This is a genomic window from Amycolatopsis sp. MJM2582 (assembly GCF_000754115.1).
Taxonomy (GTDB): Bacteria; Actinomycetota; Actinomycetes; order Mycobacteriales; family Pseudonocardiaceae; genus Amycolatopsis; species Amycolatopsis japonica.
This window is the reverse complement of sequence record NZ_JPLW01000002.1, coordinates 1,038,321-1,054,364: the sequence shown is the minus strand read 5'-3', so window position 1 is coordinate 1,054,364 and position 16,044 is coordinate 1,038,321. Positions and strand designations below refer to the sequence as shown.

The window sequence follows — 16,044 nt, the reverse complement described above, 5'->3', positions numbered from 1 at the left end:
GGTGGGGGCGGCGCGTCCCCCAGCGCACCCGCCGGTACAGCTGGATCTTGTCCCCGTTGGGTTTCGCCCCGCCCCGCAACGGCATGTTCTCGTAGTAGGCCTTGTAGGCGGCCTCGCGGCGCTTGGCCCATCCTTCCGGCAGGGGCGGCTTGTCGTTGTCCCGCTTGCCCGCGGCGTAGTTGTTCTCGACCTCGTGATCGTCCGGTACGACCAGCCACGGGGCGACGGCGTGCGCGGCCTGGAGATCGGCGTCCATCTTGTACTCCGCGTACCGTTGCCGGTAGGCACCGAGGGTGGTCAGCTCCTCCTTGTTCTTGTGCCGCCGCGGGCACGGGTCTTCGGCCTTGTGGCTGGTTTCGTAGATGTAGTCACCGAGATGCAGGATCAGGCCGGGACGATCCTCGGCCATGCGCCGGTACACGGTGTAGAACCCGTCTTCGTAGTGCGCGCACGAAGTGAAGGCCATCAGCAGGTCGCGTCCGAACGTGTCGAACGCGGGAGCGGTCCGGGTGCGGCCGACGGGTGAGATGTGCCCGGCGGCGCGGAACCGGTAGAAGTACTCGTAGTCCGGTTGCAGCCCGTGGACCTCGACGTGCACCGAGTGCGCGTCCGCGTACACGGCGGTGGCCTGACCGTTCTTGACCACGTTCGTGAACTTGTCGTCGGTCGCGACCTCCCAGTCCACCGCGGTCGCCGTGGTCGGCATCCCGCCGTTGCCGTTCTCCAGTGGGTCCGGCGCGAGCCTCGTCCACAGCACCACACCGTCGGGCAGCGGATCGCCCGACGCGACGCCGAGTTTGAACGGGTAGGGCAGCGCGGCGGTCGCCCGGCCACCCAATGCGACCGCCCCCACGGCGACGGCGGTACCGAAGACGAAGGTCCGTCGGTTGAACTTGCTCATTTCCCCATCCCTACTTCGGTGTTTCCAGGTTGTCGTCCAGTACGGCTGAGTTGCCCGCGAACGGGGCGCCGGGGCCGAAGGCGGTGGCCGTCCCGATCTCCGCGCGGGTGAGCTTGCGCGCCGCCGTCACGGTCAGGGCGTTGCCGGTGAGGCCGGTGTTCAGCACGAACATCGCCCCGGTCTGCGGGCTTCCGTTCTCCCAGGGAGCCGAGACGGTCAGTTCCGGTTTGCCGTCGCCGGTGATGTCGAGGATTCGCAGGCCGTATCCGAATCCCTCGCCCACGGCCGCCCCGGCGTTGACCGGCGCGGTGTTCTCGCCGACCGCGGTGGCCGGGAAGGACGACAACCCGGCCGCGCCGCCGCGCAGCAGGCACAGCGCACCGGTGCGGTTGTCCTCCTTCGGGATTCCGACGGCCAGGTCGTCGACGGTGTCGCCGTCGAGGTCGCCGACGGCGAGGGAACCCCCGAAGTAGTCGTTCGCCTCGGGGCTACCCGGGATCGCGTCACCGGACTGGTCGATCACCTCGACCGCGGTGGTCAGCCCGGCGTTCCCGCCCCGCACGGAGACGAGCGCTCCCGACCCGGCAGGGCCGCCGCGACGGCGGTCGGCCTGGATCACCAGGTCGGCGTTGGCGCCACCGTGGAAGCGGCCGATGACCGCGCCCCGCCACTTCCCGTCGGTCGCCGCGTTGCCCACGCTGACGTAGGAGGACGCCTTGGCGGAAAGCCCGCTCGCCGAGCCGTGCAGCAGGTGGACCGACCCCCAGGCGTTGGCGGTTCCGGTGATCACCTCGCCGGACGAAACGACGGCGAGGTCGTCCCGTTTGTCCCCGGTGACGTCTCCGGCGGCCAACGCCCAGCCCATCAGGTCGCCCGCTTCGGACGCCCCGGCCAGATCCGGGTCGTCCTGGTTGAACGCGATCGCGTTCTTCGCGGTGAGCCCGGTGCCGCTGCCATAAAGGATCCACACAGCGCCGGCGCGCGCCTTCGTCTCGATCGCCTCACCGGGTGAGCCGATGCCGAGGTCGGCGTAACCGTCACCGTTGAAGTCGCCGGTCGCCAGGGAAGCCCCGAACAGGTCGCCCGCCTCCATCACCCCCGGCACGTCGGCGGTGTCCTGGTTGATCGTGCCGAGCGCCCCGGGAAGGGCGCGGAGATAAGGCGCCGTGCGCTGGCCGTAGAGGACGCTGACCGTCCCGGCGTTCGCCAGGCCGCCGACCGACTCGCCCGGGTTGCCGATCGCGACGTCGGCCAGCCCGTCCCGGTTGAAGTCGCCGGTCGCGAGCGCGGCACCGAACTTGTCGGAGGCCTCCATGCCCAGACCGACGCCGGCGGTGTTCTGGTTGACCAGTGCCGACGGGGCACCTGGTGGAGTGGCCCCGCCGGGCATCACCAGCACGGAGCCGCCGAGATCGTGAGGAGGGAGGGAGGTGTCGCCGCTGTAGGTCAGCCGCGCCCCCGTGGACAGCACGAGGTCGGCGACGCCGTCGCCGTTCACGTCCGCCTGCGGGAGGGCCGGGAGCGCCGCGGGTGTCGGCGCGGCCGTCGCCGGTGAGGTCACGAAGGTCAGTGCGGCCGCGGCCGCCAGTACGGGAAACCATTTGTTCGCCACGACGGACGACGGTAGGAAGCGGGAACGAGCGGGGACAATGGTTTTCGCCTGAGTGAAAAGGTCCGGCACCGCGCTCACCGCCCGGCCTGCAGGGCGCCCCAGGTGGCCTGACCGACCACACCGTCGACACCGAGCCCGCGGGAGCTCTGGTAGTCGCGGACCGCCTGTTCGGTGTTCGGCCCGAACGCGCCGTCGATGGCGAGGGTCTTGCCGGACGCGGCGGTGAGCGCGCGCTGCAGCCGGTTCACCGCGGCGCCCGCCGCACCTTCCCGCAGGGTCGGAGTGTCCCCTGTGGACAGTAGCGCGGTCCACGTGCGCGCCTCGATCACGCCGGTCGCGGTGAGCCCGCGGGCCTGCTGGAACGCCTTGGTGGCGGACACCGTCGCTTCGTCGAAGGTGCCTGTCGGTCTGCCGTTGGGCGCCAAGAGACATTGCGCAGCCTTGACCGGATTCCCGGTCGCGCCCGAGGCGATTCGCGGGTACACGGCGAAGTCGAGGCTCACCGTGTCACACGGCAGCGTCGTGCCCGGCCCGACGTCCAGATAGTCACGGTCGAGCCCCGGGACCCGCACCCCGCCCCAGGTTTCCGCGACTTCACCGGCGTACTGATGGATACGCTGATGGTTCGCCCAGTAAGTGCTCGGTGCGTAGGAGCCGGTGTCGATGTCGGCCTTGTCGTTCCACCAGGCGAACCAGATGTGGTCGGGCCTGGTGTACGAGGTGTTCGTGTAGGCGCTCGCCAGATCCTTGATCCCGGATCCGGCGCTGGTGTAGACGCCGGAGAGCCAGCCCTTCGCGTGCAGTGCCTCGGTCCAGCCGCTGACGTAGGACAGCACGCCGGCCTTGCACGCCGCCGTCGACGAGTAACCCTCGATGTCGCTGTAGATCACACTGCCCTGGCCGAAACCGAGCGCGGTGTTGGCCGCGATCGCGCTCGCCGCCGCGTCCCGGCCCTGCTGCCGGGCGACCGCGGGATCACCGGACATCTTCAGCCGGTACCCGGTGCACGGGGCCTGTCTGCCGACGTCGGTGAGGATGAAACGCCAGCCGCGGGCCGCCTGGTTCGCCACCCACGCCGGGGTGAGGTTGGGTTGCGCGCAGGCGCGCAGATCACCACTGCTGTAGATGCCGACGGCCCGGTACGGAGAGGCCCGCCAGGCGTCCATCGTGGCCTGCGCCGGTGCGGCGCAGGTTTCGAATCCCTTGCCCTGGAAGGTGCCCGGCGCCACGATCGGCGCCGCGGCTGCCGCCTTTCCAGGCCTGGCGGGCAGGGTGGCACGCGCGCCGCCCGTGACCAGACGTGCGCCGGACAGCGCAGCCCGCACCGTGTGTTCGGTCGCACCGGTGTGGCCCGCGGTGACCAGCACACCGGCGTCCGGGACGGCGACCCGGATCGTCCCTTCGCGGGACGGCGCCCCCGGCGGTGGAGTGGCCGTCCCCGGTGGCGCGGTCACCACGCCCTCGGGTACCTGCTCGGGCGTCAGGTCGGCGAGCGGTTCGATCACCACACCCGCCTTCCGGCCGACGAGTTTCGCCGGACAGTCCGGTTCTTCGGTCTGGTGTCCCAAGTAGACGGTCTCGGAGTCGAACCGGACGCAGGTGCCCGGGGCGGTGGCCAGATCGACCACCCGCCAGTTTTCGGGGACGTCGAGCTGGTAGCCGTGGTAGGTGATGGTGCGCGAGCCCGCGGCCGCGTCGGTGGCCGGGGTCACGATGGACAGCAGCGCGACCGCGAGTGCGGTGGCGCCTGCCCGCCGGATTCGTTTCATCGGTTCTCCTCCCGGAATCGAGGGCGGGAGGCTATCGGCGCGCGAGTGACGGCCGGAAGCGTTTTGGTGCCCGTGGAAAGGCTTCCAGCGCAAGGAATCCGCGTTCTAGGGTTCCGGCTCCGTACCAGCGCGAACAAGGAGTGTCATGCGGCGCCTACTGACTTTTCTCGCCACTGTCGTGGCCTTGGTGATGATCGGCGCGGGATCCGCGCACGCGGCACCCGCCCCGGCGTGGCCGTTGGTGGGCGGTGATTCCACCGGCCCGGAGGTGACGTCGGCGCAGTACCTGCTCCGGCAGCGCGGCGCGCAGATCGAGGCCGACGGCATCGTCGGCCCGAAAACCCAAGCGGCGGTGAAGGCGTTCCAGACCGCGCAGGGCCTGACGGCCGACGGCATCGTGGGCCCCAAGACCTGGGCCAAACTGGTGATGAATCTCGACAACGGCGCCACCGGAGAGGCGGTCAAGGCAGCGCAACACCAGTTGGCGCGGCACGGTTACCAGGTCAAAGCGGACGGTACGTTCGCGGCGAGCACCGCGACCGCGGTGACGGACTTCAAGACCAAGCACGGGCTCCCCGCGACGTCGCTCGTCGACGCCATCACGTGGCAGTGGCTCATCGGCGGGACCCCCTCCGTCGCGGGCTGGTCGCTCCCGCTCTCGCGTTCCGCGCTGCCGCGCAGCGAGTACGACGATCCGCACCACGACTACCCGGCGATCGATCTGCCGGTCGGCACGGGCACCCGTGCCCTCGCCGTCACCGCGGGCACCGTGGCGCTGGTCAACGACAGTTCCTGTGGCCGAGGCGTGGTGCTGACCGCCAACGGGACCCGCTTCGTCTACTGCCACTTCTCCCAGCACGCCGTCGCGTCCGGGGCCACCGTCCAGGCAGGCCAGCTCATCGGTTACACCGGGAACACCGGCAACTCGACGGGACCGCACCTGCACTTCGGTGTCAAGATCGGCACGACCAGTCATTGCCCGCAGCGGCTGCTGCTGGCGATCTACGACGGCGTGGCACCTCCCGCTCCGTCGAGCCTGCCCACCTCGGGCTGTTCCTACTGAAACCACTGCGAAATCCGGAGAATCCCATGCGCAGATTCGCGGCGGCCCTCGCCGTCCTGATGCTGTCGGCCGGTTCGACGATCCTCACCGTGGAACCGGCCCACGCGTACGGAAACGCCTTCTTCCACACTCAGAGCAGCGGAAACCGGGGAGTGGAGGTGCTGGCGATGCAGCATCTCCTCGCCCACCACGGACACGCCTTACCCGCCACGGGTGTGTTCGATTCCGCCACGGTCGCGGCCGTGCGCGCTTTCCAGACCGCCGAAGCGCTGGGAGTGGACGGTATCGCGGGCCCCAAGACCTGGGCCGCGCTGGCGCCGACGGTCCGGGCGGGCGACAGCGGGGAGGCGGTCAAGGCACTACAGGTGGAATTGAACGCCAAACGCAGGTTGAACCTGCCGGTGAGCGGCCGATTCGACGCGGCGACGACCAGCGCGGTCCGCGGCTTTCAGGAACACGCGGGCATCTCCGTGGACGGTATCGCCGGGCCTGCCACGTGGAAGAACCTCGTCTGGCACCACGACTATCCCGATTTCGGCCAAGGGTTGTGCGATCAAGACCCGGACGGGAACGGAACAGCGGCCAACTGGGGAACCGGCGCCGCGGTCGCGCAGCTCGAACAGGCGGCGAAAACCTTCGCGGCCAGTGGCCGCGGAAAAGTCCCGCTGGGCGACTTCGGTTTCGAACACGGCGGCGCCATCCCCGGGCACAGCAGCCACCGGGTGGGACTCGACGTCGACCTGTGGCCGATCCGTACCGACGGCGCGCAATGCGGCGGAGGCCGGATCACCTGGCGCTCGTCCACCTACGACCGAGCGGCCACCCGTGACCTGGTCAAGGCCATCCGCGCGGCCGCGCCCGGACACGTGAAGCTCATCTTCTTCAACGACCCCACGCTGATCGACGAAGGCTTGACGACCAGCTACGCGAACCACGACAACCATCTGCACGTCCGGTACTGCGAAGCGGTGCATCCGAACAGCCTCTACGTCTGCTGATCGTTCACAGTCGGCGGCCGCGACCCCGCTTTCGGGTCGCGGCCGCCGACTGTGTTCCACGTTGCGAGCGGCGCGGAATCAGCGCCGGTAGTGGACCTTGCCACGCAACGCGGGTGAAGTGGGGCTGCCGCAACGCTGCTCGAACGTCGCGTCGAGCGCGACCAGCCCTTCGGCGCCACGTTCGATGTGCTCGATCGTGAACGTCGAATAGTCGTCGACACAGCCGAGTCCGTTGGAGATGGCCAGGATATGCGCTCCCTCTGCGTGGCTGTAGGTTCCAGCCTGCAGGTTTCCTGACGGCGCGGTGAAGTCGAGCGCGATGTAGTCGAATCCGTGGTCGGTCTCGGCGTCGACCCGCAGGGTGGCGCCGTTCTCCCAGAAGCGCACCTCGTTCTCCGGCGAGGCGGTCCAGTGACCGCTTCTGCCGCTGACGGGGTGGGCGCCCTGTTCGGCGCTGAAGTCGAGGCTCGCGACGGTTTCGGCGGACGCGGCAGGCGTCAGTGTGGTGGCCAGGCCGGCGGCGATGGCGAGCGTGGTGAGGACACGAGTGAACTTCATGGAACCCCCTGATGTCGGCCGCTCTGTGGAGCGGGTCCTCACCGATATTGCCGGTCCTCCCGCTGCCTGTCGCAAGTAGAACTACTCAACGGGACACGGTGCCTCGGAGGGAGAGTGGGCCATCACCCACCGTCCACGACATGGTGGCAACGGGTCGGCGGCCTCCGCCAATGGTAGGAATGCCTGGTGACCGAACCGAATTTGATCGAAGCAGCAGCCGAAGAGGCAGTCACCCTCACCAGTGAACTGATCCGCATCGACACCACCAACACCGGTGACCCCGACACGCTGGTCGGTGAACGCGCCGCGGCCGAGTACGTCGCCGAGAAGCTCACCGACGCGGGCTACGAGATCACCTATGTCGAGTCCGGCGGCAAGGACCGCCACAACGTGATCGTCCGGCTGCCGGGCGCCGACCCCTCGCGCGGCGCGCTCCTGATCCACGGTCACCTCGACGCCGTCCCCGCCGACGCCTCGGAGTGGTCGGTGCACCCGTTCTCCGGCGCGATCCAGGACGACTACGTCTGGGGCCGCGGCGCCGTCGACATGAAGGACATGTGCGGGATGGCGCTCGCGCTGGCCCGTCACTACAAGATCAACGGCATCGTCCCGCCGCGTGACCTCGTCTTCGCGTTCCTGGCCGACGAAGAGGCGGGCGGCAAGTACGGCGCGCAGTGGCTGGTCGAGAACCGGCCGGAGCTGTTCGAGGGCGTCACCGAGGCGATCAGCGAGGTCGGCGGCTTCTCGATCACGCTGAAGGACAACGTCCGCGCGTACCTCATCGAGACGGCCGAGAAGGGCATCCGCTGGATGAAGCTGCGCGTGCGCGGCACCGCCGGCCACGGCTCGATGATCCACCGCGACAACGCCGTCACCAAGCTGTCCGAGGCCGTCGCCAGGCTCGGCAACCACCGTTTCCCCCTGGTCATGACCGATTCCGTCCGCGAGTTCCTGGACGGCGTCACCGAGATCACCGGCTGGGACTTCCCCGAGGACGACATCGAGGGTTCCGTCGCGAAACTCGGCAACATCTCCCGGATGATCGGCGCGACCCTGCGCGACACGGCGAACCCGACGATGCTCACCGCGGGCTACAAGTCGAACGTCATCCCCTCGGTCGCGGAGGCTTCGGTCGACTGCCGGATCCTCCCCGGGCGTCTCGAGGCGTTCAACGCCGAGCTCGAGGAGATCCTCGGCCCGGACATCGAGAAGGAGTGGATGGAGCTGCCGCCGGTCGAGACGACCTTCGACGGTGCCCTGGTCGACGCCATGACCAACGCGGTCCTCGCCGAAGACCCGGGCGCCCGCACGCTCCCGTACATGCTCTCCGGCGGCACCGACGCGAAGTCCTTCCAGTCGCTCGGGATCCGCAACTTCGGGTTCGCCCCGCTGCAGCTGCCCGCGGACCTCGATTTCTCGGCGCTGTTCCACGGAGTCGACGAGCGCGTCCCGGTCGACGCGCTGAAGTTCGGCGTGCGCGTGCTCGACCGCTTCCTCCGTTCGGCCTGATGCCCGGTCTGCTGGCCGCCGACGGGACACCCCTGCATTTCGAACGCTGGGGTGATCCGTCGGCGCCGGTGACCGTCGTCCTGCTCCACGGGTACGCCCTCGACAGGCGAAGCTGGCGCGCCATCGCGCCGGTTCTGGCGGAAGCCGCGGAGAAGCCGGTCGCGGTGCTCGCCTACGACCAGCGCGGGCACGGCGAATCGGGCGAGGTCCGGGCCGCTTCGGCGACCATGGGGCACCTCGCCGACGATCTGGCCGAGGTGCTGGAGAAGGTGATCCCCGACGGCAAGGTCGTCCTGGTCGGCCACGACATGGGCGGGCTCGCGATCCTGTCGCTCGCCCAGCGCCACCCGGACGTCTTCGCGTCGAGGGTGGCGGGAATCGGGTTGCTCGCCATGTCGGCGGGCGGCGTCACGCCGGACGCGATCTGGCCGAACGCGCTCGGCAAACTCGGCCGCGACCTGGAGATGGTCTTCGGGACCAAACTCATCGGCCTGGTGCGCGAGCACACGAGCAAGGCGGTGACCGCCGGGCTGCGGTGGTGGCTTTTCGGGGACGACCCGGTGCCCGCCGACGTCGAACTGACGGTGCGGATGATCCGCGGCAACTGGCCGCAGACGGTCTCGGCGTTCCGCCCGGCGCTGGACGCCTACACGCGGGAATCCGCGTTGTCGCAGGTCGGCGCGGTGCCGGTGATCGCGATCGTGGGGGAGCGCGACAAGCTCGTGCCCACGGCGGACGTCGAGGAGCTGGGCGGCGCGGTCCAGAACGGGACGGCCGTGGTCCTCCCCGGGGTCGGGCACGTCGTCCCGCTCGAGGCGGCCCCACAGGTCGTACCCCGTCTGCTGGCCCTGGCGAACCGGGCGCACCGACAAGACTGACGTCCTTGACAAAAACTCTTTTCGGTGACACCTTCTTGGCATGTTCTCCGTTGCGGTGATCGAGGACGCGGAAGCGGCCGAAGTGTCGCTGGATCCGGTCCGGGCCAGGCTGCTCGCCGAACTCGCCGAGCCGGCGTCGGCCACTATGCTGGCCGCGCGGGTGGACCTGCCGAGACAGAAAGTGAACTACCACCTTCGCGCGCTGGAGAAGCACGGGCTGGTCGAGCTCGTCGAGGAACGGCGGAAGGGCAACGTCACCGAGCGCATGATGCGCGCGACGGCGTCCTCGTACGTCATCTCGCCGACGGCGCTCTCGGCCGTGCAGCCCGATCCGGCGCAGTCACCGGACCGGCTGTCCGCACGCTGGCTGCTCGCGGTGGCAGGCAGGCTCGTGCGCGACGTCGGCCTGCTGATCACCGGTGCGACCAAGGCGCGCAAGCGGGTCGCGACCTTCGCGATCGACGGCGAGGTGCGGTTCTCCTCCGCCGCGGACCGGGCCGCGTTCGCCGAAGAGCTCACCGTCGCGATCACGAATCTGGTGAGCAAATACCACGACGAGGGCGCCGAACAGGGCCGCGACCACCGGATCGTCGTCGCCGTCCACCCGAGCGTCAAAACCGAGCCCGAGGAGCGCTGAGTGGGCCACGAATTCGAGATCACCGACCGCCTCGAGGTCGACGCGACGCCCGAACAGGTCTGGGACGCCATCGCGACCGGACCGGGGATCACGTCGTGGTTCATGGGCTGCAACGAGGTCGACGGCGGCGTCGGCGGAACCGTGAAGACCGCGTTCGGCGGCTACGAACCCACGTCGGCGATCACGTCCTGGGACCCGCTGGAACGGCTCGTCTACGGCACGGAACCCGCGCCGGACGGACGGTTCGTCGCGTACGAGTTCCTCATCGAAGGCCGCTCCGGCGGCAGCACCGTACTGCGGACCGTGACGAGCGGCTTCCTGCCCGGCGACGACTGGGAAGACGAGTTCGAGGCGATGACCGCGGGTGGTGAGCTGTTCCTCCGCACTCTCGTCGAGTATCTCAACCGGTTCGCCGGCCGGAAGGCCGTGCCGGTGACGGTGTTCGGGCCGATGATCGGGGACTGGGACAGCGCGTGGCTGAAGCTGGGCCGGGAGCTCGGCCTCGCGGGGCGGCCGGAAACGGGGGACCGGGTCCGGCTTTCGACCGACTCCGTGTCCACTGTGGAGGGCGAGGTCTATCTCGCGAACGCGCAGACGGTCGGTATCCGAACCTCGGACTCGTTCCTGCGCTTCGTGCGCGGGTTCGCCGGGCCGATGGTCGCGATGCATCACCTGTTCGGCGACGTCGATGCCGCGGAACAGGACGGGATCTGGGCTGACTGGCTGGACCGGGTCTTCAAGAGCTGAAGGGGCCTTTCACCGCGTCTCACGTGGTGAAGGACGCTTTCCTCGCGCGTGCCAAGGGCGTGAAGGCCCCCTTCACTGCGCTAGACGCAATGAAGGGGGCCTTCACGTACTTCAGGCGCTAACAGACGCCGCTTCTCAGGTGATGAGGCCGGGCAGCGGCGTAGCGGTGCGCTTCCGGCGCAACCACACCCTCCGGGTCCCGTCCGAGTAGAGCCGGACGGTCGAAAGCTCCCAGCCGGCGAACTCGGCGTGGATCGACAGCTGCGTCGCCGCCGCCCGCCGCGAAACACCAGGAGGCAGCTGCAGCCGCCGGTACTCCCAATCCCCTTCGACCACCGCCTCGTCCACCACTGTCATGGCGTGATCACCTGGATCCCTTCTCCGATGGCCGAGCCGACGACCACACGGCCGCCCTGCTCGTCGACGGTGACCGAATCTGGCTGCCGCACGGTGGGGAACCGGTGCTTCTCGATCGGCTCTCCACCGCGGACGTCGAAACCGACGACCTCGTTGCGTTCGGTGAGCGTGACCCAGGCGAGGCCGCGCGTGCGGTCGTAGGCGATGCCATACGCCCCGCCGGGCACGGGATAGCGCTGGCGCAACAGCAGCGGCGTCGTGGAGAACGCCAGCAGGGCGCCCGCGCGAGCGTCGGTGACGAAGACGCGGCCGAGATCGTCGGTGACGGCGTTGGCCGCGCCATCGCCTGCGCGCAGGCCCTCGCCGATCTTTCCCTCGGCGAGATCGACGGCGAAGAGGGCAGTGCGGAGCTTGTCGAGCACGACCACGCCGTCACCGGTGTTCAGCACGTCGTCGGCGCTGTAGATCTGCCCGGTGATGGTCCTCGGTCCCGCGGTCTTCGACAGCACCTCGACGGCCTTGCGGTCCCGGACGGACACCAGCGTCGCGTCGCCGTCGGCGAGACCGGCCGACGGCTGCCCCGCGACCGGGACCGTCTCCAGCGCGCCACCGGGCAGGGAGACCTTCGCCAGGAGACTCTTGCCGGGAACGCTGGCGAGCACCTGGGAGCCCGAGACCGTCAGGCGCTCGGCAGGACCGGGCAACGCCACCGTCGCCTTCGGGGCGTCCAAGGCGGCGAGATCGTAGATACGCAGCGAAGGCGGCTCCGAAACGGCGACGACCAGCGACTTGCTCGCCTCGTCGGTCGCCAGGGCCCGCACCCCCGGCACCGCGAACACCGAACCGGTGGGTTTGACCGTCACGGCGGGGGAGACCGCCGCGGTCGCCGCGACGGGGTTCTGCACGATCTGCAAGGAGTCGTTCGGCGTGTCGTCCGTGCTGCAGGACGAAAGCACCAGGACACCGGCGAGCGGGATCGCGATCCGGGAAACGGCGGACAGCCGACCCACCTTGGTGCCTCCACCTGCTATTCGTCGAACGGACTTGTCCAGCATCCTCCTGGAACTCCACCACGTCACGTCAGCGTCACCCAACAGTCACCTAATCCAGTATTCGAGACGGCTCAGAGGCCGCGTTCCGGGTACCCGACCTCGATCGCGCTGACGTCGTCGAGCGCCGAGCGGATGGCGGGCGGGAGCGTGATGTCCTCGGCCGTCAGCGAACCGGTCAGCTGGCCGGTGTCACGGGCTCCGACCACGGGCGCGACCACTCCGGGCCGGTCGCGGACCCAGGCCAGCGCGACCGCCAGCGGCGAGGTGCCGAGGCCATCCGCGGCCGTCGCGACCGCCTGCACGATCCGGGCCGCGCGATCGGTCCGGTGATGTTCGACATAGCCCGCGAAAACGCTCGAAGCGCCGCGCGAATCGGCGGGCGTCCCGCTGCGGTACTTGCCGGTGAGCACGCCCCGGCCGAGCGGCGCCCACGGCAGGAGCCCGATGCCGTGGTGCTCCGCCGCGGGGACGACCTCACGATCGACGCCGCGCTCCAGCAGCGAGTACTCGACCTGCGTCGAGACCAGCGGGGCGACGGCGGCACTGCGGGCCGCTGCGGTCGCCAGCTGCCAGCCCGAGTAGTTGGAGACGCCGACGTAGCGGACCTTTCCGCTGGTCACGGCGTATTCCAGGGCGGCGAGCGTCTCGTCGACCGGCACGGTGGTGTCCCAGGCGTGCAGCTGCCAGAGATCGATGTGGTCGGTGCCGAGCCGTCGCAGCGAGCCTTCGAGCGCGCTCAGCAGGGCACCGCGCGAGGCTCCGCCGCCGAACGGGCCATCGGTCCGGCGGGCGACGGCCTTCGTGGCGAGCACGATGTCGTCGCGGGGGACCAGGTCGCCGAGCAGCGCGCCCAGGACGCGTTCGCTTTCTCCCTCGCCGTAGATGTCGGCGGTGTCGACCAGGGTGCCCCCGGCGTCGACGAACGCGACCAGCTGGCTGGCCGCCTCCTCCGAGTCGGTGTCGCCACCCCACGTCATGGTCCCGAGGGCCATCCGCGAGACCCGAAGTCCCGACCGGCCGAGCTGTCGCTTTTCCACGACGGGCGAGCCTAGCCGGAAGGCAAGTGCGGGTCGCGGAGCAGGTGAGCGTGTCGTGATCGAGTACCACCGTGCGGGTCATCGGCTGTCAACACCCTGAACGGAGGAGTGACACTCCGATGGATACATTCACGCCGTGCGACTCGGACTGAACTTGGGCTATTGGGGCGCGGGGAACGACGCGGCCAACCTGGCATTGGCGAAGAAGGCGGACGAACTGGACTACGCGGTCGTCTGGGCCGCGGAGGCCTACGGTTCGGACGCGCCGACGGTGCTCTCATGGGTGGCGGCGCAGACCTCACGGATCGACGTGGGCAGCGCGGTGTTGCAGATCCCCGCGCGGACACCGGCGATGACCGCGATGACCGCCGCGACCCTGGACACGCTTTCCGGCGGCCGGTTCCGCCTCGGCCTCGGTGTTTCCGGTCCGCAGGTCTCCGAGGGCTGGCACGGCGTGAAGTTCGCGTCGCCGCTCGGCCGCACGCGCGAATACGTCGAGATCGTCCGCAAGGCGCTGAGCCGCGACCGCGTCCGGTACGACGGCGACCACTTCCAGCTGCCGCTGCCCGGCGGGCCCGGCAAGGCCCTGACCCTGACCGTGCACCCCGTGCGCGAAGAGATCCCCGTGTACCTGGCCGCCATCGGCCCGAAGAACCTCGAACTGACCGGCGAGATCGCGAACGGCTGGCTGCCGGTCTTCTATTCGCCCGAGCACGCCGGTGAGCAGCTGAAGCTGATCCAGGCCGGGGCGGACAAGGCCGGGCGCTCCCTCGACGGCTTCGACGTCGTCCCCACCGTCCCGCTCGTGGTCGGTGACGACTGGAAGGCCTGCGCCGACGCGGTCCGCGGATACGCGGCGCTGTACATCGGCGGGATGGGCAGCCGGGAGAAGAACTTCTACAACCAGCTCGCCTGTCGGATGGGTTTCGAGCGCGAAGCGGCCGACGTGCAGCAGAAGTACCTGGGCAAGGACTACGAAGGCGCCATGGCGGCCGTTCCGCTGGAGTTCATCGACGCGACGTCGCTGCTGGGGCCCAAGGAGCGCATCGCCGAACGGATGCAGGGCTTCGCGGAGTCCGGTGTCACGACGCTGACCGTCGCACCCGCCATGCCGGATCCCGAGGGCTCCGCACACGCCCTCGAGGTCGCAGCCGAAGCCGTCGAATCGGCCGGTGTCGCCTGATGGGATGGTTCGAAGCACTGGTCCTCGGGCTCGTCCAGGGCCTCACGGAGTTCTTGCCGATCTCGTCCAGCGCGCATCTGCGGATCACCGCGGCGCTCGCCGGCTGGGACGACCCGGGCGCGGCGTTCACCGCGGTGACCCAGATCGGCACCGAACTCGCGGTCATCCTGTACTTCTCGTCGAAGATCGGGAAGATCCTCCGTGCCTGGTTCTTCTCGATCTACAAGAAGGACTGGCGGCAAGACCCCGACGCCCGGCTGGGCTGGCTGATCATCGTCGGCTCGCTGCCGATCGTGGTGCTGGGCCTGCTGCTGCAGGACGCCATCGACGAAACCTTCCGTGACCTGCGGATCACCGCGACCACGCTGATCGTGTTCGGCCTGATCCTCCTGGTGGCCGACCGCATCGGGAAGCAGGAGCGCACCCTCGACCACCTGACCGTGCCGCACGGTCTCGGCTTCGGGTTCGCGCAGGCGCTGGCGCTGATCCCGGGTGTCTCGCGTTCCGGTGGCACCACCAGCGCCGGGCTGCTGCTCGGCTACACCCGCGCGGAAGCGGCGGAGTACTCCTTCCTGCTGGCGCTGCCGGCGGTGTTCGGCTCGGGTCTGTACAAGCTGACCGACATCGGCAAGGACGGCGCCCCGGCGCAGTGGGGGCCGACGATCCTGGCGACGCTGGTCGCCTTTGGTGTCGGGTACGCGGTCATCGCGTGGCTGATGTCGTACATCAAGACCAAGAGCTTCGTGCCGTTCGTGATCTACCGGCTCGTGCTCGGCGCGCTGCTGTTCGTCCTGATCTTCACCGGTGTCCTGGACCCCCAGGAGGGCCCGCACCTGTAACCCCCGGCGCATTTAGTCCTCTGGATGCGGTCCTTGCGCGCGCAAGGACCGCATCCAGAGGACGAAACGCGGGGAGGGGGCAAAGCACGACACGTAGGGTGGGCCACGTGAGTACTGTGATCCTTCTGCGCCACGGCAAGTCCACGGCGAACGGTTCGGGTGTCCTGGCCGGGCGCACGCCCAAGGTCGGACTGGACGACACCGGCCGGGCGCAGGCGGCCGCGCTCGTCGAGCGTCTGGCGCCGGTCCCGCTCGCCGAGCTGGTGGTCTCGCCGATGCTCCGCTGCCGCCAGACGGTCGCGAAGCTGGCCGAGGCTCGCGGTCTGGACAAGGTCAAAGAGCCCGGTTTGTCCGAAGTGGACTACGGCGAATGGACCGGGCGCGCGCTCAAGGATCTGGTCAAGGAACCACTCTGGCGGGTCGTGCAGGCGCATCCGTCGGCCGCGGTCTTCCCCGGCGGCGAAGGGCTCGCCGAGATGCAGGCGCGGTCGGTCGCGGCCGTCCGCGCGCACGACGCCCGGATCACCGAGAAGTACGGCGAGAACGCGGTATGGCTCTTATGCAGCCATGGCGATGTGATCAAGGCGATCCTCGCCGACGCGCTCGGCCAGCATCTCGATTCCTTCCAGCGGATCGTGGTCGACCCGGCGTCGGTTTCGGTCGTCCGGTACACCGAGACTCGTCCGTTCGTGTTGCGCGTCAACGACAACGGTGGCGACCTCGCCGGTATCGCCCCAGCGCCGCCCAAGGCGAAAGCCAAGCGTGGCAAGGGAAAACAGAGCTCCGACGCGGTGGTGGGCGGTACCACCGGAGCGTGACCACTTCCGTCCGCAGTGTCACGCCACGGACGGCATCCACCGGCCCCTCACTGCCCGTAAGGTGGCCAGAACAGCAGATTCGACGA

At 69.4% G+C, this 16,044-nt stretch carries 16 protein-coding genes; 9 read left to right on the top strand and 7 right to left on the bottom strand.

What is annotated here, in order from left to right:
- From ED92_RS15075 to ED92_RS15065, 3 genes are all read right to left on the bottom strand, one after another.
- On the bottom strand, positions 1 to 901 hold a 901-nt coding region (locus ED92_RS15075; protein ID WP_200882705.1), incomplete at its 3' end, for an alkaline phosphatase.
- 10 nt (positions 902 to 911) lie between these two features.
- On the bottom strand, positions 912 to 2,513 hold the full coding sequence (locus ED92_RS15070; protein WP_037338295.1) for an FG-GAP repeat protein: 1,602 nt from the start codon (positions 2,511 to 2,513) through the stop codon (positions 912 to 914).
- Between the two features lie 74 nt (positions 2,514 to 2,587).
- Positions 2,588 to 4,282: a glycoside hydrolase domain-containing protein gene (locus ED92_RS15065; RefSeq protein ID WP_052120570.1), complete on the bottom strand. Its 1,695-nt coding sequence runs from the start codon at positions 4,280 to 4,282 to the stop codon at positions 2,588 to 2,590.
- Between the two features lie 145 nt (positions 4,283 to 4,427).
- Here ED92_RS15065 and ED92_RS15060 point away from each other — a divergent pair, with 145 nt between their 5' ends.
- Complete coding sequence (locus ED92_RS15060) at positions 4,428 to 5,345, top strand: peptidoglycan-binding protein (RefSeq protein ID WP_037338292.1); 918 nt, start codon at positions 4,428 to 4,430, stop codon at positions 5,343 to 5,345.
- A gap of 26 nt (positions 5,346 to 5,371) precedes the next feature.
- Complete coding sequence (locus tag ED92_RS15055; protein WP_037338289.1) at positions 5,372 to 6,343, top strand: penicillin-insensitive murein endopeptidase; 972 nt, start codon at positions 5,372 to 5,374, stop codon at positions 6,341 to 6,343.
- Positions 6,344 to 6,421: 78 nt separating this feature from the next.
- On the opposite strand, the gene ED92_RS15050 is transcribed toward ED92_RS15055, so the two are convergent.
- On the bottom strand, positions 6,422 to 6,901 hold the full coding sequence (locus ED92_RS15050; RefSeq protein WP_037338286.1) for a hypothetical protein: 480 nt from the start codon (positions 6,899 to 6,901) through the stop codon (positions 6,422 to 6,424).
- Between the two features lie 186 nt (positions 6,902 to 7,087).
- Here ED92_RS15050 and ED92_RS15045 point away from each other — a divergent pair, with 186 nt between their 5' ends.
- The 4 genes from ED92_RS15045 to ED92_RS15030 are packed head-to-tail and all read left to right on the top strand — an operon-like array spanning position 7,088 to position 10,672.
- Positions 7,088 to 8,410 carry a M20/M25/M40 family metallo-hydrolase gene (locus tag ED92_RS15045; protein WP_037338283.1) on the top strand — a complete coding sequence of 441 codons (1,323 nt, stop codon included), beginning with the start codon at positions 7,088 to 7,090 and terminating at the stop codon, positions 8,408 to 8,410.
- Positions 8,410 to 9,288 carry an alpha/beta fold hydrolase gene (locus tag ED92_RS15040; RefSeq protein ID WP_037338281.1) on the top strand — a complete coding sequence of 293 codons (879 nt, stop codon included), beginning with the start codon at positions 8,410 to 8,412 and terminating at the stop codon, positions 9,286 to 9,288. Before ED92_RS15045 ends, ED92_RS15040 begins: the two co-directional genes overlap by 1 nt.
- A 40-nt stretch (positions 9,289 to 9,328) precedes the next feature.
- Complete coding sequence (locus tag ED92_RS15035; protein WP_037338277.1) at positions 9,329 to 9,925, top strand: helix-turn-helix domain-containing protein; 597 nt, start codon at positions 9,329 to 9,331, stop codon at positions 9,923 to 9,925.
- A complete protein-coding gene (locus ED92_RS15030; RefSeq protein WP_037338273.1) occupies positions 9,926 to 10,672 on the top strand; it encodes an SRPBCC domain-containing protein in 747 nt (248 codons plus the stop codon).
- Between the two features lie 135 nt (positions 10,673 to 10,807).
- Here ED92_RS15030 and ED92_RS15025 read toward each other — a convergent pair whose 3' ends face one another.
- From ED92_RS15025 to ED92_RS15015, 3 genes are all read right to left on the bottom strand, one after another.
- Positions 10,808 to 11,029, bottom strand: coding sequence for a DUF5703 family protein (locus ED92_RS15025; RefSeq protein WP_016334446.1), 222 nt, complete (start codon positions 11,027 to 11,029; stop codon positions 10,808 to 10,810).
- Complete coding sequence (locus tag ED92_RS15020; RefSeq protein ID WP_037338270.1) at positions 11,026 to 12,039, bottom strand: YncE family protein; 1,014 nt, start codon at positions 12,037 to 12,039, stop codon at positions 11,026 to 11,028. The genes ED92_RS15025 and ED92_RS15020 overlap by 4 nt, the downstream gene beginning before the upstream one ends.
- 113 nt (positions 12,040 to 12,152) lie before the next feature.
- Entirely contained in the window at positions 12,153 to 13,118 is a 966-nt protein-coding gene (locus ED92_RS15015) for an aldo/keto reductase (protein WP_037338267.1), read from the bottom strand.
- A 136-nt stretch (positions 13,119 to 13,254) separates the two neighbouring features.
- Here ED92_RS15015 and ED92_RS15010 point away from each other — a divergent pair, with 136 nt between their 5' ends.
- From ED92_RS15010 to ED92_RS15000, 3 genes are all read left to right on the top strand, one after another.
- Positions 13,255 to 14,301, top strand: a complete 1,047-nt coding sequence (locus ED92_RS15010; RefSeq protein ID WP_037338263.1) for an LLM class F420-dependent oxidoreductase — start codon at positions 13,255 to 13,257, stop codon at positions 14,299 to 14,301.
- Positions 14,301 to 15,140, top strand: coding sequence for an undecaprenyl-diphosphate phosphatase (locus ED92_RS15005; RefSeq protein WP_037311927.1), 840 nt, complete (start codon positions 14,301 to 14,303; stop codon positions 15,138 to 15,140). The genes ED92_RS15010 and ED92_RS15005 overlap by 1 nt, the downstream gene beginning before the upstream one ends.
- 107 nt (positions 15,141 to 15,247) lie before the next feature.
- Positions 15,248 to 15,958, top strand: coding sequence for a histidine phosphatase family protein (locus tag ED92_RS15000; protein ID WP_037340043.1), 711 nt, complete (start codon positions 15,248 to 15,250; stop codon positions 15,956 to 15,958).
- Positions 15,959 to 16,044: the final 86 nt, after the last annotated feature.

Excerpts from the sequence above, each read along its gene's own strand:
- ED92_RS15055 (WP_037338289.1), top strand. The coding sequence starts at position 5,372 with ATGCGCAGATTCGCGGCGGCCCTCGCCGTCCTGATGCTGTCGGCCGGT.
- ED92_RS15005 (WP_037311927.1), top strand. The coding sequence starts at position 14,301 with ATGGGATGGTTCGAAGCACTGGTCCTCGGGCTCGTCCAGGGCCTCACG.
- ED92_RS15060 (WP_037338292.1), top strand. The coding sequence starts at position 4,428 with ATGCGGCGCCTACTGACTTTTCTCGCCACTGTCGTGGCCTTGGTGATG.
- ED92_RS15050 (WP_037338286.1), bottom strand. The coding sequence starts at position 6,901 with ATGAAGTTCACTCGTGTCCTCACCACGCTCGCCATCGCCGCCGGCCTG.
- ED92_RS15025 (WP_016334446.1), bottom strand. The coding sequence starts at position 11,029 with ATGACAGTGGTGGACGAGGCGGTGGTCGAAGGGGATTGGGAGTACCGG.
- ED92_RS15040 (WP_037338281.1), top strand. The coding sequence starts at position 8,410 with ATGCCCGGTCTGCTGGCCGCCGACGGGACACCCCTGCATTTCGAACGC.
- ED92_RS15035 (WP_037338277.1), top strand. The coding sequence starts at position 9,329 with ATGTTCTCCGTTGCGGTGATCGAGGACGCGGAAGCGGCCGAAGTGTCG.
- ED92_RS15065 (WP_052120570.1), bottom strand. The coding sequence starts at position 4,282 with ATGAAACGAATCCGGCGGGCAGGCGCCACCGCACTCGCGGTCGCGCTG.